This is a genomic window from Mycobacterium sp. IDUB_19 (genome assembly GCF_055419445.1).
The window spans coordinates 65,020-89,970 of sequence record NZ_JBVAXR010000013.1 but is presented as its reverse complement, the minus strand read 5'-3'; the positions used below and the strand labels follow the sequence as shown (position 1 = coordinate 89,970).

At 64.6% G+C, this 24,951-nt stretch carries 29 protein-coding genes; 14 read left to right on the top strand and 15 right to left on the bottom strand.

Annotated features, from left to right (window positions below; genetic code table 11):
* Positions 1 to 3: 3 nt before the first annotated feature.
* Positions 4 to 1,407, bottom strand: coding sequence for a class II fumarate hydratase (locus tag ACZY0B_RS13155; RefSeq protein WP_463764554.1), 1,404 nt, complete (start codon positions 1,405 to 1,407; stop codon positions 4 to 6).
* Between the two features lie 35 nt (positions 1,408 to 1,442).
* Positions 1,443 to 2,528, bottom strand: coding sequence for a class II fructose-bisphosphatase (gene glpX, locus ACZY0B_RS13150; protein WP_463764553.1), 1,086 nt, complete (start codon positions 2,526 to 2,528; stop codon positions 1,443 to 1,445).
* A gap of 80 nt (positions 2,529 to 2,608) precedes the next feature.
* Here glpX and ACZY0B_RS13145 point away from each other — a divergent pair, with 80 nt between their 5' ends.
* Both ACZY0B_RS13145 and ACZY0B_RS13140 read left to right on the top strand, forming a co-directional pair.
* A complete protein-coding gene (locus tag ACZY0B_RS13145; protein WP_463764552.1) occupies positions 2,609 to 3,280 on the top strand; it encodes a DUF4245 domain-containing protein in 672 nt (223 codons plus the stop codon).
* A gap of 11 nt (positions 3,281 to 3,291) precedes the next feature.
* Positions 3,292 to 4,089: a dienelactone hydrolase family protein gene (locus tag ACZY0B_RS13140; RefSeq protein WP_463764551.1), complete on the top strand. Its 798-nt coding sequence runs from the start codon at positions 3,292 to 3,294 to the stop codon at positions 4,087 to 4,089.
* Here the strand turns inward: ACZY0B_RS13140 and ACZY0B_RS13135 are convergent.
* The 5 genes from ACZY0B_RS13135 to ACZY0B_RS13115 form a co-directional block, all read right to left on the bottom strand.
* The gene (locus ACZY0B_RS13135; RefSeq protein WP_463764550.1) at positions 4,070 to 5,218 is read right to left on the bottom strand and encodes an AI-2E family transporter; all 1,149 of its coding nucleotides are present in this window, start codon (positions 5,216 to 5,218) and stop codon (positions 4,070 to 4,072) included. The two genes, ACZY0B_RS13140 and ACZY0B_RS13135, sit on opposite strands and share 20 nt — an antisense overlap.
* A gap of 75 nt (positions 5,219 to 5,293) precedes the next feature.
* A complete protein-coding gene (locus ACZY0B_RS13130; RefSeq protein WP_463764549.1) occupies positions 5,294 to 6,388 on the bottom strand; it encodes a 3-beta-hydroxysteroid dehydrogenase in 1,095 nt (364 codons plus the stop codon).
* 61 nt (positions 6,389 to 6,449) lie between these two features.
* A complete protein-coding gene (locus ACZY0B_RS13125; RefSeq protein WP_463764548.1) occupies positions 6,450 to 6,695 on the bottom strand; it encodes an exodeoxyribonuclease VII small subunit in 246 nt (81 codons plus the stop codon).
* On the bottom strand, positions 6,685 to 7,944 hold the full coding sequence (gene xseA / locus ACZY0B_RS13120; protein WP_463764547.1) for an exodeoxyribonuclease VII large subunit: 1,260 nt from the start codon (positions 7,942 to 7,944) through the stop codon (positions 6,685 to 6,687). Before xseA ends, ACZY0B_RS13125 begins: the two co-directional genes overlap by 11 nt.
* Positions 7,941 to 8,525 carry a lipid droplet-associated protein gene (locus tag ACZY0B_RS13115; protein ID WP_463764546.1) on the bottom strand — a complete coding sequence of 195 codons (585 nt, stop codon included), beginning with the start codon at positions 8,523 to 8,525 and terminating at the stop codon, positions 7,941 to 7,943. The genes xseA and ACZY0B_RS13115 overlap by 4 nt, the downstream gene beginning before the upstream one ends.
* 89 nt (positions 8,526 to 8,614) lie before the next feature.
* Between ACZY0B_RS13115 and ACZY0B_RS13110 the strand changes: the two genes are divergently transcribed.
* Positions 8,615 to 9,613 carry a 4-hydroxy-3-methylbut-2-enyl diphosphate reductase gene (locus ACZY0B_RS13110; RefSeq protein WP_463764545.1) on the top strand — a complete coding sequence of 333 codons (999 nt, stop codon included), beginning with the start codon at positions 8,615 to 8,617 and terminating at the stop codon, positions 9,611 to 9,613.
* Positions 9,614 to 9,642: 29 nt separating this feature from the next.
* On the opposite strand, the gene ACZY0B_RS13105 is transcribed toward ACZY0B_RS13110, so the two are convergent.
* Complete coding sequence (locus tag ACZY0B_RS13105; RefSeq protein WP_463764544.1) at positions 9,643 to 10,857, bottom strand: DUF6542 domain-containing protein; 1,215 nt, start codon at positions 10,855 to 10,857, stop codon at positions 9,643 to 9,645.
* Between the two features lie 132 nt (positions 10,858 to 10,989).
* Between ACZY0B_RS13105 and ychF the strand changes: the two genes are divergently transcribed.
* Together ychF and ACZY0B_RS13095 are read left to right on the top strand one after the other, a co-directional pair.
* Positions 10,990 to 12,063 (top strand): redox-regulated ATPase YchF, encoded by a 1,074-nt coding sequence (gene ychF, locus ACZY0B_RS13100; RefSeq protein ID WP_463764543.1) that lies wholly within the window; start codon positions 10,990 to 10,992, stop codon positions 12,061 to 12,063.
* A gap of 1,673 nt (positions 12,064 to 13,736) precedes the next feature.
* The gene (locus ACZY0B_RS13095; RefSeq protein WP_463764542.1) at positions 13,737 to 13,910 is read left to right on the top strand and encodes a hypothetical protein; all 174 of its coding nucleotides are present in this window, start codon (positions 13,737 to 13,739) and stop codon (positions 13,908 to 13,910) included.
* Between the two features lie 287 nt (positions 13,911 to 14,197).
* On the opposite strand, the gene ACZY0B_RS13090 is transcribed toward ACZY0B_RS13095, so the two are convergent.
* On the bottom strand, positions 14,198 to 14,617 hold the full coding sequence (locus ACZY0B_RS13090) for a VOC family protein (RefSeq protein WP_463764540.1): 420 nt from the start codon (positions 14,615 to 14,617) through the stop codon (positions 14,198 to 14,200).
* 157 nt (positions 14,618 to 14,774) lie between these two features.
* Between ACZY0B_RS13090 and ACZY0B_RS13085 the strand changes: the two genes are divergently transcribed.
* Complete coding sequence (locus tag ACZY0B_RS13085; protein ID WP_463764539.1) at positions 14,775 to 15,173, top strand: VOC family protein; 399 nt, start codon at positions 14,775 to 14,777, stop codon at positions 15,171 to 15,173.
* Positions 15,174 to 15,176: 3 nt separating this feature from the next.
* Here the strand turns inward: ACZY0B_RS13085 and ACZY0B_RS13080 are convergent, their stop codons facing one another.
* Positions 15,177 to 15,677: a nitroreductase/quinone reductase family protein gene (locus ACZY0B_RS13080; protein ID WP_463764538.1), complete on the bottom strand. Its 501-nt coding sequence runs from the start codon at positions 15,675 to 15,677 to the stop codon at positions 15,177 to 15,179.
* A gap of 190 nt (positions 15,678 to 15,867) precedes the next feature.
* On the opposite strand from ACZY0B_RS13080, the gene ACZY0B_RS13075 reads away from it, so the two are divergent.
* The 5 genes from ACZY0B_RS13075 to ACZY0B_RS13055 all read left to right on the top strand — a co-directional run bounded on the left by ACZY0B_RS13075 (position 15,868) and on the right by ACZY0B_RS13055 (position 18,634).
* The gene (locus ACZY0B_RS13075) at positions 15,868 to 16,242 is read left to right on the top strand and encodes a nuclear transport factor 2 family protein (RefSeq protein WP_463764537.1); all 375 of its coding nucleotides are present in this window, start codon (positions 15,868 to 15,870) and stop codon (positions 16,240 to 16,242) included.
* A 32-nt stretch (positions 16,243 to 16,274) separates the two neighbouring features.
* Positions 16,275 to 16,637 carry a hypothetical protein gene (locus ACZY0B_RS13070; RefSeq protein WP_463764536.1) on the top strand — a complete coding sequence of 121 codons (363 nt, stop codon included), beginning with the start codon at positions 16,275 to 16,277 and terminating at the stop codon, positions 16,635 to 16,637.
* A gap of 87 nt (positions 16,638 to 16,724) precedes the next feature.
* The gene (locus ACZY0B_RS13065) at positions 16,725 to 17,234 is read left to right on the top strand and encodes a nitroreductase/quinone reductase family protein (protein WP_463764535.1); all 510 of its coding nucleotides are present in this window, start codon (positions 16,725 to 16,727) and stop codon (positions 17,232 to 17,234) included.
* Positions 17,235 to 17,332: 98 nt separating this feature from the next.
* A complete protein-coding gene (locus ACZY0B_RS13060; protein WP_463764534.1) occupies positions 17,333 to 17,932 on the top strand; it encodes a peptidoglycan endopeptidase in 600 nt (199 codons plus the stop codon).
* 378 nt (positions 17,933 to 18,310) lie between these two features.
* A complete protein-coding gene (locus ACZY0B_RS13055) occupies positions 18,311 to 18,634 on the top strand; it encodes a putative quinol monooxygenase (RefSeq protein WP_463764533.1) in 324 nt (107 codons plus the stop codon).
* Here ACZY0B_RS13055 and ACZY0B_RS13050 read toward each other — a convergent pair.
* The 3 genes from ACZY0B_RS13050 to ACZY0B_RS13040 are packed head-to-tail and all read right to left on the bottom strand — an operon-like array spanning position 18,631 to position 20,500.
* A complete protein-coding gene (locus ACZY0B_RS13050) occupies positions 18,631 to 19,311 on the bottom strand; it encodes a guanylate cyclase (RefSeq protein ID WP_463764532.1) in 681 nt (226 codons plus the stop codon). The two genes, ACZY0B_RS13055 and ACZY0B_RS13050, sit on opposite strands and share 4 nt — an antisense overlap.
* A gap of 3 nt (positions 19,312 to 19,314) precedes the next feature.
* Complete coding sequence (locus ACZY0B_RS13045; protein WP_463764531.1) at positions 19,315 to 19,686, bottom strand: carboxymuconolactone decarboxylase family protein; 372 nt, start codon at positions 19,684 to 19,686, stop codon at positions 19,315 to 19,317.
* A gap of 13 nt (positions 19,687 to 19,699) precedes the next feature.
* Positions 19,700 to 20,500, bottom strand: coding sequence for an SDR family oxidoreductase (locus ACZY0B_RS13040; RefSeq protein ID WP_463764530.1), 801 nt, complete (start codon positions 20,498 to 20,500; stop codon positions 19,700 to 19,702).
* Positions 20,501 to 20,521: 21 nt separating this feature from the next.
* Here ACZY0B_RS13040 and ACZY0B_RS13035 point away from each other — a divergent pair, with 21 nt between their 5' ends.
* Positions 20,522 to 20,716, top strand: coding sequence for a hypothetical protein (locus ACZY0B_RS13035; RefSeq protein ID WP_463764529.1), 195 nt, complete (start codon positions 20,522 to 20,524; stop codon positions 20,714 to 20,716).
* Here the strand turns inward: ACZY0B_RS13035 and ACZY0B_RS13030 are convergent.
* Positions 20,650 to 21,501: an adenylate/guanylate cyclase domain-containing protein gene (locus ACZY0B_RS13030; protein ID WP_463764528.1), complete on the bottom strand. Its 852-nt coding sequence runs from the start codon at positions 21,499 to 21,501 to the stop codon at positions 20,650 to 20,652. The two genes, ACZY0B_RS13035 and ACZY0B_RS13030, sit on opposite strands and share 67 nt — an antisense overlap.
* Positions 21,502 to 21,624: 123 nt before the next feature.
* On the opposite strand from ACZY0B_RS13030, the gene ACZY0B_RS13025 reads away from it, so the two are divergent.
* Together ACZY0B_RS13025 and gnd are read left to right on the top strand one after the other, a co-directional pair.
* Positions 21,625 to 23,034 carry a glucose-6-phosphate dehydrogenase gene (locus tag ACZY0B_RS13025; RefSeq protein ID WP_463764526.1) on the top strand — a complete coding sequence of 470 codons (1,410 nt, stop codon included), beginning with the start codon at positions 21,625 to 21,627 and terminating at the stop codon, positions 23,032 to 23,034.
* Positions 23,001 to 24,077 carry a phosphogluconate dehydrogenase (NAD(+)-dependent, decarboxylating) gene (gnd, locus tag ACZY0B_RS13020; RefSeq protein ID WP_463764525.1) on the top strand — a complete coding sequence of 359 codons (1,077 nt, stop codon included), beginning with the start codon at positions 23,001 to 23,003 and terminating at the stop codon, positions 24,075 to 24,077. Before ACZY0B_RS13025 ends, gnd begins: the two co-directional genes overlap by 34 nt.
* On the opposite strand, the gene ACZY0B_RS13015 is transcribed toward gnd, so the two are convergent.
* Complete coding sequence (locus tag ACZY0B_RS13015; RefSeq protein WP_463764524.1) at positions 24,078 to 24,947, bottom strand: alpha/beta fold hydrolase; 870 nt, start codon at positions 24,945 to 24,947, stop codon at positions 24,078 to 24,080.
* Positions 24,948 to 24,951 lie beyond the last annotated feature (4 nt).

Below are 24,951 nucleotides of genomic sequence, written 5' to 3'. Positions count from 1 at the left end.
CACTTAGTTCGCTGGTTTGACCTTGGCCATCGCCAGCACGTCAAGCCGGCGGTCCAATTCCTCGATCGACAACTTGTCGCCGATCAGGCCGCGGTCGATGACGGTCTGGCGAATCGTTTTCTTTTCCTTGAGTGCTTGCTTGGCCACGGCGGCCGCTTCCTCGTAGCCGATGGCCGAATTCAAGGGTGTCACGATTGACGGCGACGACTCGGCCAACTCGCGCAGGTGCTCGACATTGGCCGACAGCCCGGTGATGCAGCGCTCGGCGAACAGCTTCGACACGTTGGTCAGCAGCTTGAACGACTCCAAGATGTTGCGGGCCATCATCGGGATGTAGACGTTGAGTTCGAACGCGCCGGACAAGCCGCCGACGGCCACCGCGGCGTCGTTGCCGATCACCTGCGCGGCGACCTGGGTAACCGCCTCTGGCAGAACCGGATTGACCTTCCCGGGCATGATCGAGCTGCCCGGCTGCAGGTCCGGCAGCTGGATCTCGGCCAGACCGGTCAGCGGCCCGGACCCCATCCAGCGGATGTCGTTGGCGATCTTGGTCAGCGACACGGCGATGGTGCGCAGCGCGCCGGACGCTTCAACCAGGCCATCGCGCGCCGCCTGCGCCTCGAAAGAGTTTGCCGCCGTGCGTAATTCGGCCAATCCCGTGGAAGTAACCAGTGCCTCGACAACCTTGGCGCCGAAGCCGTCGGGAGCGTTGAGCCCGGTGCCCACCGCGGTTCCGCCGATCGCCAACTCACCCAGCCGCGGCAGCGTGGCACGCACCCGCTCGATCCCGGCCTCGATTTGGCGGGCGTATCCGCTGAATTCCTGGCCGAGCGTCACCGGGACGGCGTCCATCAGGTGGGTGCGGCCCGACTTGACCACGGTGTGCCACTCGCGGGCTTTGGTTTGCAGGGCATCGTGCAGTATTTCGAGCGCCGGGATGAGATGGCGCACAGCGGCTTCGGTGGCCGCGATGTGGGTGGCGGTCGGGAAGGTGTCGTTGGACGACTGCGACATGTTGACGTCGTCGTTGGGGTGCACCGTGACGCCGTTGGCGGCCGCGATGGACGCGATGACCTCGTTGGTGTTCATGTTGGAGCTGGTGCCCGAGCCGGTCTGGAAGACGTCGATCGGGAACTGGTCGTCGTGTTGGCCGTCGGCGATCTCTGCTGCGGCCGCGATGATCGCGTCGGCTTTCTCTGGTGCCAGCAGCCCGAGATCGGAGTTCACCTGCGCGCAGGCGCCCTTGAGCAGTCCCAACGCCCGGATCTGAGTACGTTCCAGCCCCCGGCCCGAGATCGGAAAGTTCTCCACCGCGCGCTGGGTTTGCGCTCGCCACAACGCTTTTGCGGGTACACGTACCTCGCCCATGGTGTCGTGCTCGATCCGATACTCGGCGTCCTCGGCCATCAATTAGTTCCTCTTCGTCGGGGGTGCTATCGGGGTTAAGGCAAGGGATAGGCGGCGGTGCTGTCGCCGGTGAAGTCGATGGCGGAGTATTCGTTGAGCTTCGAAAGCCGGTGGTAGGCCTCGATCATCCGGACGGTGCCCGACTTCGAACGCATCACGATCGACTGGGTGGTGGCACCGCCGGGGGAGTAGTGCACACCCTGCAGCAGGTCACCGTCGGTCACCCCGGTCGCGCAGAAGAAGACGTTGTCGCCGGACACCAGATCCCTGGTGCTCAGGATCTGGTCCAGGTTGTAGCCGGCGTCCAGTGCCTTGCGACGCTCGGCGTCGTCCTTGGGCGCCAGTTGCGCCTGGATGGCGCCGCCCATGCAGCGGATCGCAGCTGCGGCGATGATGCCCTCCGGGGTGCCGCCGATACCGGCGAGCATGTCGGTGCCCGAGCCCGGCCGACAGGTGGATATCGCGCCGGCGACGTCGCCGTCGGTGATCAGCCGGATACGCGCCCCGGTGTCGCGCACGTCCTGAATCAGCTGAGCGTGCCGGGGGCGGTCCAGGATGCACACGGTCATGTCCCGCACCGAGAGGCCCTTGACCTTCGCGACCGCGCGGATGTTGTCGGCGATGGGCGCGGTGATGTCCAGCACGTGCGCGGCATCGGGCCCGACGGCGATCTTGTTCATGTAGAACACCGCTGACGGGTCGAACATCGAACCCCGGTCGGCCACCGCCAGGACCGAGATGGCGTTGGGCATGCCCTTGCTCATCAGGGTGGTGCCGTCGACCGGGTCGACGGCGAAATCGCATTCGGGCCCGTCGCCGTTGCCGACCTCTTCGCCGTTGAACAGCATCGGTGCTTCGTCTTTTTCGCCCTCTCCGATGACGACGACCCCGCGCATGGATACCGAGTTGACCAGCTCGCGGATCGCGTCGACGGCCGCTCCGTCGCCGCCCTCCTTGTCGCCGCGGCCCACCCACCGGCCGGCGGCCATCGCGCCGGCCTCGGTGACCCGGACCAGTTCCATGGCCAGGTTGCGGTCTGGCGCTTCGCCACGTGCGCGTACCTGCGGGTCGGGGCCCGCGGTTGCGGTCGAAGGCGAACCGGAGCTGCCCGATGCTGTCATGGTTGCTGATTCTCCCAGAAGCAGATCGGTCAGCTGGATCTGGGCTGTGGCTGTTGACAGCGGGCTGGGATACTGCAGGGATGACCGACGAACAGCCCGACGCCGACCTGGCCGGTGAGCCGTCGCCGGCGCCCAGGCCGGCCAAACCGCGGCTGCTCCAAGACGGTCGCGACATGTTCTGGTCGCTGGCACCGCTGGTGATCGGATGCATCCTGCTGGCCGCCATGGTCGGGATGTGTTCTTTCCAGCCGACCGGGGCGAACAAGGGGGCAATTCCGTCCTACGACGCGGCGACGGCCCTGCGCGCGGACGCTCAGACACTGGGGTTTCCCATCCGGTCGCCCGCCCTACCCGCGGGCTGGCAGCCCAACTCCGGCGGCCGCGGCGGTATCGAGAGTGGGCGGACCTCGGGTGGTCAGCGGCTGAATGCGGCCACCTCGACGGTGGGATTCATCGGCCCGACCGGGATGTATTTGAGCCTGACTCAGAGCAACGCCGATGAGGACAAGCTGGTCGGCTCGATTCATCCGTCGGCGTATCCGACCGGAACGGTCGACGTCTCGGGAACGAACTGGATCATCTATCGCGGTTCCGGCCAAAGTGGCGCCGACGCCGAACCGGTATGGACCACGAAGTTGACCAGCCCGGGCGGCGCCGCACAGATCGCGATCACGGGTGCCGGAAGCACCGAGGAGTTTCGTACGCTGGCGGCGGCGACGCAGTCACAGGCGCCGCTGCCGACAAGCCGATAGGAGCGACTCGCGTGACAGCACCCGAAGCAGACCTTTCCGGATGGGTCGCGCAACCGTTCACCGGTGGCGGCTACACCCATGACGTCTACCGCAAGGGCGCCGGACCCGGGGTGGTGCTGATTCCCGAGCTACCCGGGATCCATCCCGGGGTGCTGGGCCTGGGTAATCACCTGGTGGACAACGGGTTCACCGTTGCCATCCCGTCGCTGTTCGGGGCTGCGGGCCACCCGAAGACGGTCGGCTACACGACGGCGACCATCGGGCGGGCCTGTGTGGCAAAGGAATTCGCGGCCTTTGCGACGAACAAGCAGCGGCCGGTGTCGCTATTCCTGCGGGCGCTGGCCCGTGACCTCAAGGCGTCGACGGGAGGCAAGGGCGTCGGCGTGATCGGTCAGTGTTTCACTGGCGGTTTCGCGCTGGCCGCCGCGGTCGACGACAGCGTGCTGGCTCCGGTGCTCAGCCAGCCCTCGGTGCCGTTGCCGCTCGGCCTGACACGTCGCAGCGACACCGGGCTCAGCGAATCCGAGATGACCACCATCGCCGATCGCGCAGCCAACGACGGCTTGTGCGCCATGGGTTTGCGATTCAGTGAGGACTGGATGTCTCCGCGGGATCGATTCACCGCCCTCAAGGAGCGCCTCGGTGACGCGTTCGAGGTGATCGAGATCGATTCCCGCCCGGGCAACCAACACGGTTTTTCCAAGATGGCGCACTCGGTGCTCACCGACGAGGTGCGTGAAATCGACGGTCAGCCCGCTTACGAGGCGCGCAAGCGGGTTGTCGAATTCCTTACTGCGCGGCTGACTTAACGTCGGCTTTTGACTTCCGGCGTGGCAGCCAGCTGCGGCGCTCGGGCGCTTCGTCGTCCGGGTTCACCAACTCGACACCCTTATAGACCGCCAAGTAGACGTCGATGGTCGTGACGATCAGGATCATCAGCACCGGCCCGATGACGATGCCCCAGGGGCCGAACATGGCGATACCGGCGAACACCGACAGCAGCATCAGCGCCGAATTCAGCCGGGCGTCACGCGGCACCAGGATCGGGCGTAAGAAGTTGTCGATGTTGGTGACCGCCAGCAGATGCCACAGGATCACGAATGCGCCGCCGAAGATGTTGCCGTAGAAGATCATTCCGATGCCGAACGGAATCGTGACGATGCCACCGCCCAGTGGAATGATCGACAGTGCCGTCAGCAGGATCGCGAAAATGAAGAAGCCGTGGTGGAATCCGGCGATATAGATCGACCCGGCGCCCGCGACACCTTGGCATAACGCGATGACGAACTGGCCGAACACGGTGCCGCGCACCATCGCACCCGTCTTCTTCACATATAGATCCGTGACTTCCTCGCCGAGCGGGTTGAGCTGACCGAGCAGGGTGCGCAACTTCTCGCGGTGCACCAGCAGTGCCATGAACACGTACAAGAAGATGATCGCGTAGGTGACCGCGCCGGCGATGCCTCCCGCGGCGCCCTGCAGGAAATGCAGCAGCCATTGTCCGGCATTCTGCGCTGCGCTGACCATCGCCTTGCGCAGCATCTCGGGGGTTACCGTGATGTGCAGGAAGGGGATTCGGGCCAGCACGTCATTGACCAGCTGCAGCACTTTGCCGCCCAGCCCGCTCAGGTCTGTGTTCTTGACCCACCCGGAAACGCTGTCGAGCATTCGGGAAATCTGGACGACGGCCAGGGCCACCAAAATTCCGACCGGCACGATGACCATGGCCAGCGCCGACAGCAGCGTGCAGGTGGCCGAAAGGCCGGTGCCCAGGTGCCGGTTGAACCGATTGAACAGCGGCGTGAACAGATACGCCCCGACCGCGGCGACCACGATCAGCACGAAGTAGTCGCGCAGGAAGTACGCACCGAACAGCAGTGCTATCAGGGTCAAAACCGCGAGGGCGCGCTTCTGAGTGAGCGTGAATTCGGTGTTCATACGAACCGTGCCGCCCTCCACCTCGCCGTTGAGCTGAACCTTAGCCCGAGGCGATGGTCTTGGGCAGAGTGCGCGCTACCGTTTGGCGGCGGCTTTGGCAGCCGAGTCCTCGCGCTCCATCTGCTGGTACAGGTCCACGTAGTACGACAGGCACTCGGTCAACGCCTTCTCGGTGGTGAACAGTGGCTGGTACCCCAGGTCACGGGAAGCCTTGGCGACCGAGAAGAAGTTGTCCAGGTACAGCCGCTCAACCGCCAGCGGCTCCAGCAGCGGCGCGGGAATTCCGAACCGGAAGTGAATCCGCTGCCAGCCGGTCATCGCTGCGCGCACGACGGGCCCGTTGACCCGGATTCGCGGCCACGGCTGCCCGCAGGCCTCTACCACCGGCCGCGCGAACTCGAACATGTTGATCGGCTCGGCGTCGTTGATGAAGTATGCCTGACCGGGCGCGGTGCCGCCCGGCACCAGATGCTGGGCGGCCAGGATGAAACCGTGAATCAGGTTGTGCACGTACGAGTTATCCAGCCGGGCCGACTTGCGGCCGATCAGCACCTTGACGTGGCCGGCGATCACGCTCTCGAACAACTTCCGGAACATCGTTTGGTCGCCGCGGCCCCAGATGCCGCTCGGCCGGATCGCGCACGTCAGCATGCCGTCAACGCCGTTCTGGGACAACACGAATCGTTCGGCGACGACCTTGGTCTCGGTGTAGAGGTCGTTGAATCGAGTCGTGTACGGCAGGGTCTCGTCGCCGCCGGCGATGTTCTGGCCGCCCATCACCACGCTGTTGGATGACGTATAGACGAATCGCTGCACGCCCGCGGCGCGCCCCGCCTCCACCAGATTCTGGGTACCGCCGACGTTGATCCCGAAGCTGCGCTGCCGGTATTCGTCGGTCACCGACGCGCCGCCCATCAGCTCGATGATCGCCGCGGTGTGGAACACGGTGTCGATGCCGTCCACCGCCTGCGCGCAGACGGCTTTGTCGGTGATGTCGCCCTGCAACACCTGCAGCTGCGGATGCGCAGCGAGCGGCGACGGGGCACGGTCAAAGGACCGCACCGAGTACCCGCGGTCGAGCAAGGTCGTCACCAGGTTGGCACCGACAAACCCAGAGCCGCCGGTGACCAGGACGCGGCCCAATTCAGTGGTCAACGTTGAATCACCCATCTCGTGAGCATAACTGAAACGTGTTCCAATTCGACAAAATGCCTTCCACTTCCGGGCCGGTTCAGCTGTCCTCGGCCTGCCCGGCAGCGAGCGCATCCTCGACTCGCTTACGAGCGCCAGCTAAGTGCTCTTCGCACCGTCTTGCCAGCTGTTCGCCCCTTTCCCACAGCTGTAGCGATGCATCTAGGTCGAGCCCGCCCTGTTCCAAAAGCCGCACAACCTCGATCAGCTCGTCTCGGCAGGCTTCGTAGCCCAGTTGACTAATGGGCGTCATCTGCTGGGCGCCGCCGCCTTCGTCAGTGACCATCGGTCAGCCCCTCACTCACCGCCGCTAGGGCGCCGTCGGAAACCCGCACCCGCAGCCGGGCGCCTGCCGGCGCCTCGCCCACAGAGCGTAGGACGCGCATGGCGTCGGAGGACCCGGCATCGGGAAGTGTCTGCACTACCGCGTAGCCGCGGGCCAAGGTCGCCGCCGGACCCAGTGTCGCCAGTCGTGCGCCCAGGTGGCCCACGCGTTCGGATTCCGCGGCGACCAGCCGGGTGATGTCGCGGCGCGCCGCCGATCGAGCGCGGTGGATTTCCTCGGCGCGAGCCGTCAACGCGGTCAGCGGCTCGGCCAGCACCGGGCGGCTGCGCAGCTGGGCCAGGGCGCGCTGTTCGCGAGACACCCAATTGCGCAGTGCCTGCGCGCTGCGCCGGCGCAGGTCCTGGATTCCCCGCAGCTCCGCGGCGGTGTCCGGAACCATCCTCTTGGCCGCGTCGGTGGGGGTGGCCGCGCGCAGATCGGCGACCAGATCGCACAGCGGATTGTCGGGTTCGTGGCCGACCGCACTGATCACCGGCGTGCGGCAGGCCGCGATCGCGCGGCAGAGCGTCTCGTCGGAGAACGGCAGCAGGTCCTCGACGCTGCCGCCGCCGCGGGCCAGCACGATCACGTCTACGGCCTGGTCGCGGTCGAGTTCGCGTAACGCCTCGACGATCTGGGCGACCGCGTTGGGTCCCTGCACGGCGGTGTTGCGCACCGCGAAGCGCACCGCGGGCCAGCGGGTGCCGGCCACTGTGGTCACGTCACGCTCGGCGGCACTCGCCCGGCCGGTGATCAACCCGATCATGTTCGGCAGGAAGGGGATTGGTCGCTTGAGCCTCGGGTCGAAGAGGCCTTCGGCGTCCAGCAGCCGGCGCAGCCGGTCGATGCGGGCCAATAGCTCGCCGACACCGACGGCTCGAATCTCGCTGATCCGCAACGAGAATGTACCGCGTCCGGTGTAGAACGAGGGCTTACCGCAGACGACCACCTGCGTGCCCTCGACCAATTTCACCGGCGCGTTGTGCACCAGGTCGCGCGGACACGTCACGGTCAGCGACATGTCGGCGGCCGGGTCGCGCAACACCATGAACACGGTCTTGGAGTCGGCTCGAATGTTGATCTGGGCCAATTGTCCTTCGACCCATACGGTTCCCAGCTTGTCGATCCAGCCGGCGACCCTGATCGCGACCGCGCGAACCGGGAACGGGTTCTCGGCTGTGTTCGCCTCCGAATTCGCCGCTCGGGTCACTTCGCGGTCGCGCGGGTGATCCTGTTGGCCAGCAACGTCTCAAACGGTGCCCGGGCCTTGGTGGCCTGTTCGTAGGCCAGCAGGGCTTCGAGCTCGTCGACGCCCAGCGATTGCACCCGGGCCCGCAGCTGCGCCAGTGTCAGTGTCGGGTAGTCGAGTTCGGCTGCTACCGGCGGCTCCGGAATCGACTTCTTCGATTGCTTCGACGGCTTACTCGGGCCACCCGCGTCCAGCGCAGCGTCGGCCACCGAATACAACGCGAACCGCCCCTCGGCCCGACGATCACCCCCGGCGCCGTCCGGCAATTCGGCGAAGGCTCCGTCGAGGGCATCAACCGAGTCCTCGTCGAACGTTGCCCATTCCGGGTTTTCGTCCTTGGGCGGGAAAATGGATTCCAGGGTCGAGTCTCCCTTGATCACCAGCTCCGCCAGATTCTGCTGAAATCGCATCACGATGTGCGCCGCCTGACTGGCTATCGTCATCGGGTACATCAGGATTGTCTTCGGCAGTTTCATGGTCTCCTCGACGGCGACCGTCGCCGCGCCGACCAACAGCCGAACTCCGTACGGTGCAGTAGCCATGGGTCCAAGATTGCCTTAAGCAACCGCTAACTCCAAGCCCAGCGCCGCGAGCTGGCAAGCCTGTGTCGGCAGAACGTACCCTTGATGTCATGCCGCCGACTGTCGACATGGGGATTCCTGGTGCAGCGAGCACGGTAGCCAACGATCCGGCCCGCAAGCGAGTGCTGCTGGCCGAGCCGCGTGGCTACTGCGCGGGTGTGGACCGGGCCGTTGAAACGGTCGAACGCGCGCTGGAGAAGCACGGTGCTCCCGTCTACGTACGCCACGAGATCGTGCACAACCGGCACGTCGTCGACACCCTGGAAAAGGCCGGCGCGGTGTTCGTCCAGGAGACCGATCAGGTCCCCGAGGGCGCCATCGTGGTGTTCTCCGCGCACGGGGTCGCGCCAACGGTGCACGCGGCGGCCGCCGAACGTAACCTGCACACGATCGACGCCACCTGCCCGTTGGTGACCAAGGTGCACAACGAGGCCCGGCGATTCGCCCGCAACGACTACGACATCCTGCTGATCGGCCACGAGGGCCACGAGGAGGTCATCGGGACCGCCGGGGAGGCGCCCGACCATGTGCAGCTGGTCGACGGGGTCGCCTCCGTGGACAACGTGACGGTCCGCGACGAGGACAAGGTGGTGTGGCTCTCGCAGACCACGCTTTCGGTCGACGAGACCATGGAGATCGTCGAACGGCTACGGCTGCGGTTCCCCAAGCTGCAGGATCCGCCCAGCGATGACATCTGCTATGCGACCCAGAATCGGCAGGTCGCGGTCAAGGCGATGGCACCGGAATGCGAGCTGGTGATCGTGGTCGGGTCCCGCAATTCGTCGAATTCGGTGCGGCTGGTCGAGGTGGCGCTCGGTGGCGGCGCGGCAGCCGCTCACCTGGTCGACTGGGCCGCCGACATCGACCCGGCGTGGCTGGAAGGTGTCACCACGGTAGGGGTCACCTCCGGTGCGTCGGTCCCCGAGGTTCTGGTGCGAGGAGTGCTCGAGCGGCTCGCCGATTGCGGCTTCGACGTGGTGCAACCGGTGTCGACGGCGCAGGAGACCCTGGTGTTTGCGCTGCCCCGGGAGATCCGCTCGCTGCTCTGAGGGGCCCCGGTGCTCGGTCCGCGAGGGACCTAGACGTCGTACTCCCAGGATTCGGCAGGCGGTCGCCCCTGCGATCGGCCATTTGCCCGTGGTCGACCGCGGCGATCCCCGCGCTGCTCACCTCGGTGCTCGTCCGACGGGCCCGATCCTCGGTAGCGGACCTGCGAGATCGGGTGGTGCGTCGGGTTGGAGCCGTTCGCCGAGTTCGCCGCGGACTGACGCCGGCGGGGCTCCGAGGCGGGCTGGTAGGACTCGTGCGGCTCGTAGGACGGGTATCGATTGAACGGCTCCGACGAGACGGGCGGTTCGTACCGGTCGTAGCCGTCGTAGCGGCCGCCGCGCGGCGCCGAGCGCTCGTAGGGATTGCGGCGGCTGCGCGGATCCCGACGGCCTTCCCGCTGCGACTGGCCGCGCGGGTCGGGATCGCTCTGCGGCCCCGGCCGCCGTGACCGGCGCGGCGGGTCAGCGGGGTCGTAGTCACGGGGCGGGGCGGGGCGCCGACGGCGCGGCCGCTCGTCCGCGGGGTCGTACTCGTCTTCCGGCGACGGGCGGGCGTGCCGGGATCGGCTCCGGGCCGAACTCGCCGCGGACCTGCCACTGCGGGCCGCCCGGCCGGTTCTGGCGCCGGCTCTCGCGGAGCTTCGCTGCGAGCCCGTGGACGTTTCTTCGTCGTCCTCTTCGTCGTCCTCGGACGACGCGACGCCCAGGAGCGAGTTCAGCTTCGCGCTGATTGCCCCGACGAAGGACGACCGTGCCGCCGTGGTGGCGGTCGCGGCCTCGGCAGTCGCGCCCGACGCCCGAGCCGTGCGCTGCGACATCGCCAAGTACCACCTGATCAGGCCGATCAGCAAGACGCCGCCGGCGGTGCCCAGCATCAGCGGGAAACGCTCGATGAGCGGATAGCCGCAGTTGATCAGCAGGTCTTTGAGGCTGCCGAGCTTGCCTCCGTGGAACAACCAATAGGCACCCGGCACCGCGCAGAAAAGTATCAGCGGCGGCTGGATGACCGCGGTGAACAGGCCCTCTTGGCGTACCGCCAGCACCCCCGCCACGCAGCCCGCTATATAGAGGCAGGCGAAGATGCCGGTCAGCTCCTTGTGGCCGGATCCGGAGTCGATTCCATACCCGATGGCGGTAGCGGTAACGGCGATGAGCAGGGCTATCCACGAGGGCACACCCGGAATGCCGGGGTGGATCGAGCGATGGGCAGCTTCTACTGCCGAGGTTCCCCGCTGCGCTGACACATGTAGACCGTACCGGCAATGGGTGAAAACGGCCGTAAATACCTTGTTAGGGCTGCCGGGCGTGCCACGGGTTCGCGCACGAAATGATCCGCGGTGCCCGAGCCGGGCGCGGAGCCCTAAACTTGGTTCTCCGTGAGCCTGAGCCTGGGAATCGTGGGCCTGCCCAACGTGGGTAAGTCGACCCTGTTTAATGCGCTGACCCGGAACAACGTGGTTGCAGCCAACTATCCGTTCGCGACGATCGAACCGAACGAGGGCGTGGTGCCGTTGCCCGATCCGCGACTCGACAAGCTGGCGGAGATGTTCGATTCCGAGAAGATCGTGCCGGCGCCGGTGACGTTCGTCGACATCGCCGGAATCGTGAAGGGCGCCTCCGAGGGCGCGGGCCTCGGCAACAAGTTCCTGGCCAACATCCGCGAGTGTGACGCCATCTGCCAGGTGGTGCGGGTGTTCGCCGACGACGACGTCGTGCACGTCGACGGCAAGGTCGATCCGAGGTCCGACATCGAGGTGATCGAGACCGAGTTGATCCTCGCTGACATGCAGACACTGGAGAAGGCCGTCCCGCGGCTGGAGAAGGAAGCCCGTAACAGCAAGGAACGCAAGCCCGTGCACGAGGCGGCCGTCGCTGCGGAGGCTGTGCTGGATTCGGGCAAGACGCTCTTCGCGGCCGGCGTCGACGCGTCACTGCTGCGCGAGCTGAACCTGATGACCACCAAGCCGTTTCTGTACGTGTTCAACGCCGACGAGGCCGTGCTGACCGACGATGCCCGCAAGGCCGAGCTGTGCGCGATGGTCGCACCTGCCGACGCGGTGTTCCTCGACGCGAAGATCGAGGCCGAACTGCAAGAGCTGGACGACGAGTCTGCCGCGGAATTGCTGGAGTCCATCGGGCAGACCGAACGTGGACTGGATGCGTTGGCGCGGGCCGGTTTTCATACGCTGGCGCTGCAGACCTACCTGACGGCGGGCCCAAAAGAGGCGCGGGCGTGGGTAATTCATCAGGGTGATACCGCACCCAAGGCCGCCGGGATGATCCACACCGACTTCGAGAAGGGCTTCATCAAAGCCGAAATCGTGTCGTACGCCGACTTGATCGAGGCCGGGTCGATGGCGGCGGCCAAGGCGGCCGGCAAGGTCCGGATGGAAGGCAAGGACTACGTGATGGCCGACGGCGACGTGGTGGAGTTCCGTTTCAACGTCTAGAGGCGCAGGTCAGCCCTGGTCTAGCCGCTACACGTACTCCACACCTGCTGCCCTGGCCTTGCGCCACAAGTGCCTGGCCGCTGTGACATCGGTACTCAATGATGGCGGTAAAGCGCTAACTTGGCGGGTTCTGAGTCCTGCCGGGATTCGGAAACGCCGGATTCGTGTAGGCCGGTGACTGTGGCTGATCGCCGAGATCAGGGCTCTCTACTGGTGGTGGTCCCGACGCTGGCTCAGCCGGTGGAGTCGGGTGCGCCCGATGTTCGGGCGGCGGCGGCGTGGGCACCAAGTAGTTCTTCCACGCGCCCGGTGGGTTCGGTGCAGGGCCGATAGTGTTATCCGGCCAGCGCCATGAACAACCACCGATAGCACCCCCGAAATCGCCTGCAGGAATGGTTAACCCAAAACCCATGAAACTTCCACCGATGGGGGCGTTGCCACCTGGACCACCGAGGTTCCATCCGCCATATTCGCAGTGCCAGTGCGTGCTGTTCTCTTCGATAGGAAAATCGCAGTAGTACGAGGTGGCCCCCGCCTCGAAATTACTTCCGCCAATACCGGGATAGTCGCACACGCCGGGGCCTGGAATGTTGCCACCCGGCCCGGCCCGGGCCGCGGGGGAGTTGAGGATTGCCCACAACGTAACCCCCAGTGCCACAAGTAATCTAATTCCCTTGCTCAACAGCTCTTTCCTGTAAACGCCTTCGGGCTTCGGCACTGGCAGCGCGTGCCTGGATAACGATGAGTCTGCATCCTCGATAACAGTGTGTCTACCACCAGAATTAAATTCGCTGTGCCTGAACGTAAGTCCCCCAACTCGCCTCGAACCCCGACGTAGTCCTGTGTCCCGTCTTGATACCTCATTTCTGCTGACTCCAAAGCTGTGGCGATCAGCAGTCTGTAGAACACTGCCGGCGCGGACTCCGCGATGGACTCGTTCCGCGCACCCCCGAAGAGCTGGCCGACTGACTCGATGGCCCTCAGCCGTCTAGCCCCGTCGCTCGATGATGTTGGCGTTGGCCATGCCGCCGCCGTTCTCGTTGGTCCGCCGACCGCTTGGCAAGTCAGGTGTCGACACCGATGTCGTGGAGGGTCGCTTCGTCGAGATCGCACCCGACGATCGTGTCGCACGTGGCGGGGATGACATCGTCATTGTCGAACCTCGCGATGTACCTGGCAGGCCCGCAGAGCTCCCAGGATTGACGGCGACGTGGTCGATTTCCGTTTCAACGTCTAGGCAGCAGCAGAATTACGGCGGAGCTTTTCGCTCAATCGCCTTACAGTTCAACCACTTTCGTGTTGACTCGGTACGGGTCGTGCCCGCCGCACAGATCGGTGCAGACGGCCGCGGCAGGCAGCCGAAATTATCATGGACGCCCTCGCTTTTAATTGCCCCGCGGATGCGCTATCGCTAAAGGCAAACTAGTGCTAGGCTCAAAAGTTACAAGTCATGAACCATTATTTGGGCCCGAGGATCGTTGGGTGACTTGATTCCAGAGTTTTCCGCCATTCAGGCATTTATCGAGCATCGTTGAAATCGATTGCGAATACGCAATATGCCCGAGGGCATGGCGACGGTATTCGTCGGATAATTGCCGGGTTCGGTGCGCTTTTCGCTTATGGGTATTCCATCAGCGAAATATCTAATTACTGAAGTTAAAAGGATATCAAAAATGAACACTATTGTGTCATTATTTGCGACCTCGATTGCGGCATTCCTGCTGATCATCGGCTTGGGAAAGGCTGAATGCATCAGCGAGTGTTACGGCAACGGCACCGGCATGCAATGCGGCAGTTGCGACTCTCCGAAGGATGGAGAGAGCAGGATGTCCACCTTATTTGAATGAGGAGCCAGCGGGGTGGGTCGAACCGGTAAATGGGTTAGCAATGTTTGTGCAACGGATAGTTGTTCGACCATCGGATGTTGATTATTGGTCGGCGTCGATGATGCCCCTTACTGCGTCACCAAACGTCCACCACCGCTTTACGGCCCTCAATACGGCGGCTGACCCGCCGAGGGTTTGTCCCGCAAGCGAAATTTATTTTACAGTTCGGTGTTCGCTCGAAGTGGGAAGTCAACCTAAACGCCGAGGTTGACCGGTCCGAACGCGAAGCGGCTATGGCCTTTCAACGTCTAGCAGGAAGGCGGCGACGTAGACGACAGCGCGAGTTGCCAGGACACTCCGAATCGGTCGTCGACCCAGCCGAAGCGGCGGCTGAATCCGTAGTCAGCGAGTGGCATCAACACGTTGCCATCGACCGCGAGCGCGTTGAAGAGGCGCTCGATCTCGCCGGCGTCGTCGGAGTCCGCATGCAGTGACAACGAGGGTGTGAACGTGTGCTGATGATGAATTGGGCTGTCGCTGCAGAGCATTCGCTGTCGGGCGACGGTGAACTCGGCGAGCATGACCTTTCCGTCGATATCCGGGTCTGCACTGCTGTGCCGAGTCACGGACAACACGTCGCCGTCGGGACAAAGTGAGACATAGAAGTTCATGGCGGCTTCGACTGAACCCTCGAAAGTGAGAAACGGCTTGACTGTCATGAGATTCATTTGACTACCTCCTTGTCGAGCGCCTACCGCAGCGACGTGGTGGTGCAAACGGGTGGAGTTCCGTTCAACGTCTACTGGGTGTCAGAGGGGGCGGCTAGCGTCCTCGTTGCAAGACGCTGTCCGCAGGCCGCGCCACCCGAGTGTTCGAGGAGACTTCGTGAAGTTCATTTCGACCCGCCTCATCACGGCGGATGTCAATCGGCTCGTTGCTTTCTACGAGATGGTCACCGAGACCGCCCCGGTTTGGGGCAACGAACTATTCGCCGAGATTCCGACCTCAGTCGGAACGCTGGCGATCGGCAGTGACAAAACCGTACCGCTGTTCGGGGCCGGGTCCGCTGAGCCCGGCGCCAATCGGAGCGCGATCCTGGAGTTCATCGTCGAGGATGTGGACGCTGAGTATGAGCGACTCAGGGGCAGCGTCGGCGAGATCGTCACCGAGCCAACGACAATGCCGTGGGGTAACCGTGCGCTGCTGTTCCGCGACCCGGATGGAAACCTGGTCAATCTATTCACTCCGGTGACGGACGAGGCGCGCGCGAAGTTCGGGCTGTGAGGATTATCGCGACTCTTCCGGAGCGAAGACGTCGATCGGCCGACCGAGCGTCAACATCACCAACGGGATTTGACGGCTGGTCGACTTCTGATAAGTGAGGTACGGCGGGTACAGGTGGGCCATATACGCCCACACCTGGTGGCGTTCCTCGCGTTCGGGTTCCCGCCATGTTGCCTCGAACGCCTGGGTGGCGATCTGCACACCGATCGTGTTGCTCGCCAAGATATTCAAGTACCACGCCGGATGCGTGTCGGCACCGCCCTTCGATGCGACGATCACGATCTCGCCACCGAAGTTGCCGTAGATCAACGGCCTGACATAAACCTTCGCCGACTTGCGACCCACACATTTGATCAAGCAGTGCGTGGTCACCGCGCGGCCCCCGAGCGCGCTCAGGTCCATGATGTGGCCCCGCGTGCCACCGGAGGTCAGATATGTCTCGAGGTGCTCGCTGATCCAGTCGGCTCGCGCTGCTCGGATCGCCGCGGCATCGGCGTCGCCCATGGATGACTCCTGAACGTAGACGGGGCGAAGGCGATTGGACCGAACCTGCGTCGCTGACTTCGCCAGGCTGAACCATATAACCATGCGCCCATCCAGTCGGTGAGGGCGGCGGCAGACGGCGACGTGGTGGAGTTTCGCTTCAACGTCTGGCGGCGCAGACTGATACATCTACCGGAAAGTGAGAGTCGCGATGCATGACGACGACGTGCGGGACGCGCTACGGCGCCACTGGGAGGCATCCGACGCCAACGACTTCGACGCTGAGCACGAAATCTATCGGCATGATGCGGTGCTCGAATATCCGCAATCGGGCGAGCGCATCCGTGGCCGGCACAACATTCAGGCGTCGCGCGCCGCGCAGCCGAACTTGAAGCGATTCAGCGTGCGACGCCTGCTGGGTGGCGGCGATCTTTGGGTCAGCGAACTCGTCCTCAGCTACGACGAGCAACCGTTCTACGTCGTGAGCGTCATGGAATTCGAAGACGGTGAAGTGGTCCGCGAGACCCAGTACTTCGGTGAAGCGTTCGAGCCGGGTCCATCCCGCGCTCAGTTTGTCGAACACTAGCGGTGCCGTCGCGGGCCGACCATTCTTAGAAGATGGCGACGGAAAAGCACGGGAGACCGTGGGTTCGGCTATTGGCGGGTGGCGGGCTGGCATTGTCCGCGTTGGGGCTGGCCGGCGGCGTCGCCCATGCGGCCCCGGCTCCCGCGCCCGGCAACCACTGGTGCCCCGGTCAGCAATGGGATCCGGCCTGGGGCACCAACTACCACTGGGACTGGAATCAGTGTCACGACTGGCAAGGTCCGGCACCGGCGGGCTGGGGGCCCTGGGGACCCCCGCCGCCGTGGGCGCCGCCGCAGCCCCCTCCACCGGCGTGGGCGCCTCAGGCGCACCTGATGTGGAACCCGACCACCGGAGCGTGGGGATTCTTCAACAACGGAATTTGGACCCCGATCTAACCGAGCGCCGGCACGAAGGGATGCGGACTTCAGTGGTGCTCCCAACCGCCAGGAGGTCAGCCGTAAATCAGACGGTAGGGTCGCCGCATGCCGCTGCACTACGTCGACCCGACCGAGGAGTACGGCCGTTGGTATCGGGCCCTGGAGCGCTTCGGCCGCTCGCGTGCGGGAGGGTTCATGGCCCGACATCTCTTCTGGCACATCGATCCGTGGCTGTACCGCGCAACGCGCGGGCGCTACCCATCCATCCTTGGCGGGCTTTCCTCGGCCCCGTTGATCAGTACGGGTGCCAAATCGGGCCAGCCGCGAGAGCATCAACTCGCGTACTTCCACGATGGGTCCGACGCGATCTTGGTTGCCTCGTATTTGGGCGAACCCAAGAATCCGCAGTGGTACCACAATCTGAAGGCGCATCCGCCATGCCAACTCGGCGACGAGGACTTCGTCGCGGTGGAGGTCACCGATCCCGACGACTACGAGCGCCTGTATGCGCTTGCTGAGCATGTCTGCGTCAACTACGGCGACTACCGTGTCAAGGCCGCCGCAGTCGGGCGGCGGATTCCGGTAATTCGCCTCCGGCCCGTGTCGGCGAGATAACGGCTGGCCACCACCCCTCAGCACTTCCGTTTCGCGAAATATGCATTCTCGTGACTTATTTGCTGTAGGTGCGGCGCACGCCATTATTTAATTGACACGTGATGCGCGCCACAAATTTTGGCTCGCTAACTAACTTGTTGCTAGTGTCCCTGCCCATGATTGTTCTTGCATCGTTGATGTCGCTGATCAATCAGGTCTCGGGGACGCCCTATATTGTGGGTGGAGATTCTCCCGCGGGTACCGATTGTTCGGGGCTTGTCTCGTGGGTTGTCAATGCGGCAACCGACAGGCCGGTTTACGGAAACCGATTTAATACTGGAAATGAAGAAGGCGCGCTATTGGCGCGGGGCTTCCAATATGGAACGGCTCCCAATGCGTTGGTTGTCGGCTGGAACGGTGGCCACACGGCAGTGACGCTGCCGGACGGCACTCCGGTGTCCAGCGGCGAGCGTGGCGGGGTGCATGTCGGTGGTGCCGGCGCTTACCAGCCCGGATTCACGCACCACATGTTCTTGCCGATGCCGCCGGACGGTGAAGGTCTGCCGCTTCCGCTTCCGGATGCGCCGCCTCCGCCGCCGGACGCGCCGCCCCCGCCTGCGGACCCCGCGCCCGTCTTGGTTGGCGCCGTGGCGCCAGCACCGCCGCCCCCGCCCGCTCCGGAATTGCCGCCGCCCGGCGATCCCGGAATTCCAAATTGATAAAGAATTGGATTGCGTAAGTGATATCTAATTTCGCGGATAGAATTGCGACGTGGATCACACTGATAGCATTGCGCGCTTGGCAACAGTGAAGTAGTCGGAGAAACCATCTCGTTGTGGGCTACATCACATTCAGCTGAGTACTGGCGCAAATCCAATAAACGCAGTACCAATGCAAAGTCCGCCTAGGCGTCAATTGCGACACCTAGGCGGACTTTGCTGTAGCGCGGTGAAACAGGGGTCACATCCACCCGAAATGCCACTCCTGTCACAACGTGCGCCCTGGGCATTCCAGGCGGGCCGTATATCCTGGCGCTGCCCGTCGATGATCGGGCAGGCAAGCGCACTCCGGAGCTGCGAGCACAAGCGGGGACCGCAATGATCTTCATCGTCGTCAAGTTCGAAACCAAACCCGACTGGACCGATCGCTGGCCGGACCTGGTCGCCTCGTTCACCGCGGCCACCCGCGCCGAAGCGGGCAACCTGTGGTTCGAATGGTCGCGCAGTCTGGACAACCCGGCGGAATATGTCTTGGTCGAGGCATTCCGCGACGGTGACGCCGGCGGCGTCCACGTCAACAGCGATCACTTCAAGCGGGCGATGCAGGAGCTTCCGCAGGCGCTGAAGTCCACGCCCAAGATCATCAGTCAGACGATCGACGCGACAGGCTGGTCGGATATGGGGGAGATGTCGGTCGACTAGCCGACAGTCACCTGGATTTCTTCGCCCAGCCGATATCCCGGTGCCAAGGGCAGCGTGTCACCGCTCCAGAACTTGCCCGGGTCGAACCAATTCGCGTCCTTGTCTGTGACAAGCAATCCCATCTGCTCGTAGGTGATCGCCACCGTCTCCGCGCAGTAGGCGGTGGCCACGCTTATCTTGCGCTCTTCCCGACGCCGCCGGGTCTGCTCGCGAACTTTCTTGTCCACCACCGGGATCCCGCGCACCCAGTCATAGGCGGTCGGCAGCCGGCCGCGGAACCAGCGTGCGGTCAGCCGTGCGGTGGTGGGGAAGGCGGTGCCGTCCATCCGAGCGATCACCTTGAGTAGCTCGTTCTCCTGCTCGCGGGTGGCGTGCGGAGTCAGCTGGCGCAGCCAGCACCGCTGTTCATACCGGCCTGTCCACTGCATCACCGCCTGGCGCAGATCGTTGAGCTGCACGCCGCGGTGGTTGGTTCCGGTCCACAGGTCAACCAGCTTGTCGCCCAGCTCGGCATGCCAGATCAGCGGTGGCAGGTCGTCGATGGCCACCGTCATGCCAACGTGATTCACCGGCGCGTTCGTTAACGTCTGGATCGCACGGTCGGGTCCCGTTCTGCCGCGGAAGAGCCAAAGATCGCCCGTCCGAGTCTCGTTCAGCGCCTGGTCGAGGGTGAGCATGGCTCAGGAGTTCGCCAGCACTTCACGCGCGACAGCGCGTGCACTGGCGGCTGCCGGATAACCCGCGTAGCCGGTCATGTGATAGATGACCTCGCCGATTTCCTCGACGGTCAGCCCGTTGCGCACCGCGATGGCGAAATGCGCCTTCAGCTCGTCCGAGGCTCGCAGCGCGATCAGCGCACCCAGGGTGACCAGGCTGCGGGAGCGGCGGTCCAATCCGGGCCGCGTCCATAGCGATCCGAAGACATGATCGAGGCCCAGCTCGAGGAGTTCGCCGGCAACGCCGTCGTCGCGCAGGCTGGTGGCGTCGTCCGGGATCAGGCCGGGCAGCATCTCCTTGAACACTTCCAGTCCCTGAGCGCGCACATCAGTCATCGGTATCCGCCTTTCATAGGGGTTTTCGGGAGATCTGGTAGTCGATATAGCCGTCCCAGTCCTCGACTCGACGGCGCAACTCCTCGACGACGCGGGGATGAGTGGGCACGAAGAATCGATTGTGCAGGATCGCATCGGCGACCAGGTCGCCGACGGTCGCCGGGTCGAGCAACTCGAACTGCTCGCCGGGAATGCGCAGTTGGGTGCCGTCGCCGAACGTCGGCACTTCGGCCGCGATGTTCGTCAACACCGGCCCCGGGCACAGCAGGGTGACGCCAATGTTCTTGGGCCGCAGGTAGATTGCCAACGCCTCGCTGATTTGCACGATGGCCGCCTTGCTGGCCGCATACGGCATTCGGTCATAGGAATAGGTGAAAAGCCCGGCGAAGGACGCGGTGTTGACCAGATGTCCGCTGCCCTGATCCAGCAGCAGCGGCAGAAACGCGGCGTTGCTGCGCACCACCGACATCAGGTTGATGTCGAGGATGCGTTGCCACTCCGTGACGGGAATATCTTGTGGCAGACCGTTTGTCAGCACGCCGACATTGTTGACCACGATGTCGACCCGCCCGAACCGCTGCAGCGTCGCGCTGCGAATCCCGTCGAACGCTTCGGGATCCGAGACGTCGGCGCGATGCGGTAGCACCGCCGATCCTCGGTCACTGAGGTCATCGGCGAGAAGTTGAACTCCCTGGCCGTCGAGGTCGACCGCCACGAGATGGGCGCCCCGGTGGGCCAACGTGTAGGCGATGGCGCGGCCGATGCCGCTGGCCGCCCCGGTGATTACGGCGACCTTGTCGTGAAGGGTGTCCATGGCGGTAATAGCGTGTCAATTATGCGCAACATTTGGAAGTGGATCGGCCTGGCCGGCGCCGCGGGCGTCGTCGCCGGGGGCGCGCTGGTCGTGCGTGATCAACGGAAACGGCGCGCCTATACCGCCGACGAGATCCGTTCCCGACTCCATCAGCGGCTGGCGGAATCCGACGCCGCCTCCAACTCGGGTTCGAACTCCACCGCGAACAAGCGATAGCTGCCCGAAAAGCCTTTCAATTCGACGTCGCGGCCTTCGTCGAACCGGAGGTCGTCACAGTCGCTCAGCGCGTCTCGCACCGGTTGGCTCACCAGGATCTCTCCGCCGACGGCTTGCGCCGCGACCCGCGCCGCCATGGCGACATTGCGGCCGAACAGATCATCGCCGCGGCGCACCGAGCGGCCCATGTGGATGCCGATCCGCACCCGAATCTCGTCGTGCCGCTTGCGTTTTGCGTCCTTGTGCAGTTCGTACTGAAGGTCAATGCCACAGCGCACCGCCTGCTCGGCCCGAGCAAAGGCAATCATGAAGCCGTCGCCCTGACTCTTGACCACATGCCCGGATCGGCGCTTCACCAGGCCGGAAACGAGCTTGTCGTGCGAGCTGATCAGCCTGACCCACGCACGGTCGCCGATCCGCTCGTTGAGGGCGGTGGACTCCTCGATATCGGAGAACAGAATCACCACCCGGCCGTCCGGCGTGACCCGGGCCAGGTCGGGGCGCTCGACCTCGGCCCAGTCGGCGAGGTCTTCGATGGAGCTGCGCACGGCCGCGCCAAAGCCCTCCTTGCGCATCACGCTGGCGGTGTTCCACACCGTCTTGACCGCCTCACGCCCACCGGAGATCAGCCAATTGCGGGTGTCGACACGCTGCCTTAACTCCTCGGCCTCCTCGCGGCTACGGCCGAGCAGCCTCCACAACACGGCGAGTGCGCAGGCTTCGATGGCGGCAACCCCGGCTAGGACGTAGACCGCGATATGCAGTGCATCACCCACGTCACGCATCCTTGCAAAGCGCCCGATGGCTTCCGGTTGTCGGCCCCATAAGCTGTGTCTAGGGTTGAAGCGAACACCCCCGGGTAGTGCATCTCAAGTGCTCCGCGCAGGTGACTTTTGGGAGGTTCGGTCTTGGCCGACGACGGTGGTGGCTCGTCCAACCTGCTGGTGATTTTCGGGATTACCGGCGATCTGGCCCGCAAGATGACATTTCGGGCGTTGTATCGGCTCGAGCGCCGCAACCTGCTGGACTGCCCGATTCTGGGTGTGGCTAGCGACGACATCAGTGTCGAGAAGTTAATCGACCGGGCGCGGGCCGCCATCAACGACGCCGGGGAGAAGATCGACGACGAGGTGTTCGATCGGCTGGCGAGTCGGCTGGACTACGTGCACGGCGACGTCACCGACGGCGAGCTCTACCACCGGCTGGCGGAGATGATCGGTTCGGATTACCACCCGCTGTACTACCTCGAAATGCCGCCCGCGCTGTTCGCGCCGATAGTCGAAAACCTCGCGCGCGAGGGCCTGGTGCAGCACGCCCGCGTCGCGGTGGAAAAACCATTCGGCCACGACCTGGAGTCCGCGTGCGAACTCAACGAGCGGTTGCACGCGGTGCTCGACGAAGACCAGATACTGCGAGTGGATCACTTCTTGGGCAAGCAGCCCGTGGTGGAACTCGAATGCCTCCGGTTCGCCAACCAGGCGCTGGCCGCGCTGTGGGATCGCCAGAGCATCTCGGAGATTCACATCACGATGGCGGAGAACTTCGGCGTCGAAGACCGGGGCAGGTTCTACGACAAGGTCGGCACTCTGCGCGACGTGGTGCAGAACCATCTGCTGCAGGTGCTTGCGATGGTGGCGATGGAACCGCCGGTCGGCGACAGTGCCGATGACCTCAACGACAAGAAGTCCGAGGTGTTCCGCGCAATGCCGGCGCTGGATCCCGACCACTGCGTCCGGGGTCAGTACCACGGCTACACCGACGTCTCCGGGGTGGCAAAGGATTCACAGACCGAGACTTTTATCGCGCTGCGCACCGAGATCGACAATTGGCGCTGGTCCGGGGTGCCGATCTTCCTGCGGGCCGGCAAGGAGCTGCCGGAGAAGGTCACCGAGGTGCGCCTGTTTCTGCGCCGGGTTCCGCAATTGTCCTTCCTGCCCCACCGCAGGTCGGCCGAGCCGAACCAGATCGTGCTGCGCATTGACCCCGAGCCGGGCATGCGAATGCAGTTGTCTGCCCAAGTCGGTGGTGAGTGGCACGACGTCCACCTGGACTCGCTATTCGCCCGCGATCTGGGTGAAGCGGAGGGGCCCTATGAACTGCTGCTGCACGCCGCGCTCATCGGCGATCGCCAGCTTTTCGCGCGGGAGGACAGCATCGAACAGACGTGGCGGATCGTCCAGCCGCTGCTGGACAAGCCGGCCGAAATCCACCCCTACGAACCCGGGTCGTGGGGACCCGAGGCCGCACAGTCGCTAGTACGGGGGCACCGCCATTGGCAGGACCCGTGGTTCCCTCCAAGTACTCAGTCGGGACAGTAAGGAGACCGGAGAAAATGCAGCTGGGAATGATCGGCCTGGGCCGGATGGGCGCCAACATCGCTCGTCGTGTTGCCGACAACGGGCACGAATGCGTGGTGTACGACCACAGTCCCGACGTCGTCAAGGCGATGGCCGACGAGGAACGTACGACTGGAGTGTTCTCGCTGAGCGAGCTGGCCGAGAAGATGTCCACGCCGCGGGTCGTCTGGGTGATGGTGCCCGCGGGCGACGTCACCACCTCGGTGATCGAGGAGCTGGCCAAGACGCTGGAGTCCGGGGACATCGTGATCGATGGCGGCAACTCCTACTACCGGGACGACTTGAAGCACGCAAAACTATTGTCCGAGAAGGGGATTCACCTCATTGACTGTGGCACCAGTGGTGGTGTCTGGGGCCGCGAGCGTGGTTACTGCCTGATGATCGGCGGCGACGACTACGCCTTCGAGCACGCCGAGCCGTTATTCGCCACCATCGCGCCCGGAGTCGACGCCGCGCCGCGCACCCCGGGCCGCGACGGCGAGGTCGCGCAACCGGAGAAGGGCTACCTGCACTGTGGTCCGTCGGGGGCCGGGCACTTCGTGAAGATGGTGCACAACGGCATCGAGTACGGGATGATGGCCTCGCTCGCCGAGGGGCTGAATATCCTGCGCAATGCCGATATCGGCAAGCGCGTCGAAAAGGGCGACGCCGAAACCGCGCCGCTGTCCAATCCTGAGTGCTACCAGTACAACTTCGACATCGCGGACGTCGCTGAGGTGTGGCGCCGAGGCAGCGTCGTCGGCTCCTGGCTGCTGGACCTGACCGCGATCGCGCTGCACGAGTCGCCCGACCTGCACGAGTTCTCCGGGCGGGTGTCCGACTCCGGAGAGGGCCGGTGGACCGCCATCGCGGCGATCGACGAGGGAGTGCCCGCGCCGGTGCTCACGACCGCGCTGCAGTCCCGCTTCGCCTCGCGCAGCCTCGACGACTTCGCAAACAAGGCGCTGTCGGCGATGCGCAAGCAGTTCGGCGGACACGCGGAGAAACCGGGAGTGGGCGGCTGACTAACCTGTCAGCCGCTTGACGAACTCCACTACGACGTCGCTGAAGGCGTCGTTGTCGTCACCGGCCGCGGTGTGTCCGGCGTCGGACAGCTCAACGAACTCCGCGCGCGGAACCGTGGCCAGGAAGTGCTTGACGCCTTCGGGGCTGACGACATCGGAGAGCTTGCCGCGGATCAACAGGACCGGGATCTTCAGATCCGCCGCGGCCTGCTCGAAGTGCTCGGTGCGCAGCTCCGGGTCGTCCCCGGGTGCGGTCATGAACGCGGGATCCCAGTGCCAGTACCAGCGTCCATCGCGCAGCCGGAGGTTCTTTTTCAGCCCTTCGGGGCTGCGTGGCTTTTCCCGGTACGGCAAATAGGCGGCGACCGCGTCGGCGGCCTCTTCGAGCGAGCCGAAACCCTGCAGGTTGGTCAGCATGAAATCCCGGATGCGCGCGCTGCCGGTCTTCTCGTACCGCGGCACCACGTCGACCAGCACCAATCCGGTCACCTTCGCCGGGCCCGCGCTGTCGGCGACCAGGATGCCGGTCAGCCCGCCCATGCTGGCCCCGATCAGCACGACTGGGCGGCCGATAGCGTCGAGAATGTGCAAGACGTCGGCCATCAAGGTTTCGACGGCGTAGTCCGCCCCCGGCGCCCGGTCGCTGTCGCCGTGGCCGCGGCTGTCGAGCGCGACGACGTGATGGCCCTCGTCGGCCAGAAACTGTCCGGTGTTCTTCCACGAGAACCGGTTTTGGCCGCCGCCGTGCAACATCAGAATCGACGGTCGGCCCGCGACGGCGTCATCGCGGTTCCATTCGTCGGCGATCAGCCCGATACCGCCCACACCAGCGAACTTGACCGTCTGGGGACTGCTGTTCACGGCGCTCACGGGC

Bases quoted from the DNA above. Each gene is read 5' to 3' on its own strand.
- ACZY0B_RS13155 (WP_463764554.1), bottom strand. From the start codon at position 1,407: ATGGCCGAGGACGCCGAGTATCGGATCGAGCACGACACCATGGGCGAG.
- glpX (WP_463764553.1), bottom strand. From the start codon at position 2,528: ATGACAGCATCGGGCAGCTCCGGTTCGCCTTCGACCGCAACCGCGGGC.
- ACZY0B_RS13145 (WP_463764552.1), top strand. From the start codon at position 2,609: ATGACCGACGAACAGCCCGACGCCGACCTGGCCGGTGAGCCGTCGCCG.
- ACZY0B_RS13135 (WP_463764550.1), bottom strand. From the start codon at position 5,218: ATGAACACCGAATTCACGCTCACTCAGAAGCGCGCCCTCGCGGTTTTG.
- ACZY0B_RS13130 (WP_463764549.1), bottom strand. From the start codon at position 6,388: ATGGGTGATTCAACGTTGACCACTGAATTGGGCCGCGTCCTGGTCACC.
- ACZY0B_RS13125 (WP_463764548.1), bottom strand. From the start codon at position 6,695: ATGGTCACTGACGAAGGCGGCGGCGCCCAGCAGATGACGCCCATTAGT.
- ACZY0B_RS13115 (WP_463764546.1), bottom strand. From the start codon at position 8,525: ATGGCTACTGCACCGTACGGAGTTCGGCTGTTGGTCGGCGCGGCGACG.
- ACZY0B_RS13110 (WP_463764545.1), top strand. From the start codon at position 8,615: ATGCCGCCGACTGTCGACATGGGGATTCCTGGTGCAGCGAGCACGGTA.
- ACZY0B_RS13095 (WP_463764542.1), top strand. From the start codon at position 13,737: ATGAACACTATTGTGTCATTATTTGCGACCTCGATTGCGGCATTCCTG.
- ACZY0B_RS13090 (WP_463764540.1), bottom strand. From the start codon at position 14,617: ATGAATCTCATGACAGTCAAGCCGTTTCTCACTTTCGAGGGTTCAGTC.
- ACZY0B_RS13080 (WP_463764538.1), bottom strand. From the start codon at position 15,677: ATGGGCGACGCCGATGCCGCGGCGATCCGAGCAGCGCGAGCCGACTGG.
- ACZY0B_RS13075 (WP_463764537.1), top strand. From the start codon at position 15,868: ATGCATGACGACGACGTGCGGGACGCGCTACGGCGCCACTGGGAGGCA.
- ACZY0B_RS13070 (WP_463764536.1), top strand. From the start codon at position 16,275: ATGGCGACGGAAAAGCACGGGAGACCGTGGGTTCGGCTATTGGCGGGT.
- ACZY0B_RS13065 (WP_463764535.1), top strand. From the start codon at position 16,725: ATGCCGCTGCACTACGTCGACCCGACCGAGGAGTACGGCCGTTGGTAT.
- ACZY0B_RS13055 (WP_463764533.1), top strand. From the start codon at position 18,311: ATGATCTTCATCGTCGTCAAGTTCGAAACCAAACCCGACTGGACCGAT.
- ACZY0B_RS13050 (WP_463764532.1), bottom strand. From the start codon at position 19,311: ATGCTCACCCTCGACCAGGCGCTGAACGAGACTCGGACGGGCGATCTT.
- ACZY0B_RS13045 (WP_463764531.1), bottom strand. From the start codon at position 19,686: ATGACTGATGTGCGCGCTCAGGGACTGGAAGTGTTCAAGGAGATGCTG.
- ACZY0B_RS13040 (WP_463764530.1), bottom strand. From the start codon at position 20,500: ATGGACACCCTTCACGACAAGGTCGCCGTAATCACCGGGGCGGCCAGC.
- ACZY0B_RS13035 (WP_463764529.1), top strand. From the start codon at position 20,522: ATGCGCAACATTTGGAAGTGGATCGGCCTGGCCGGCGCCGCGGGCGTC.
- ACZY0B_RS13030 (WP_463764528.1), bottom strand. From the start codon at position 21,501: ATGCGTGACGTGGGTGATGCACTGCATATCGCGGTCTACGTCCTAGCC.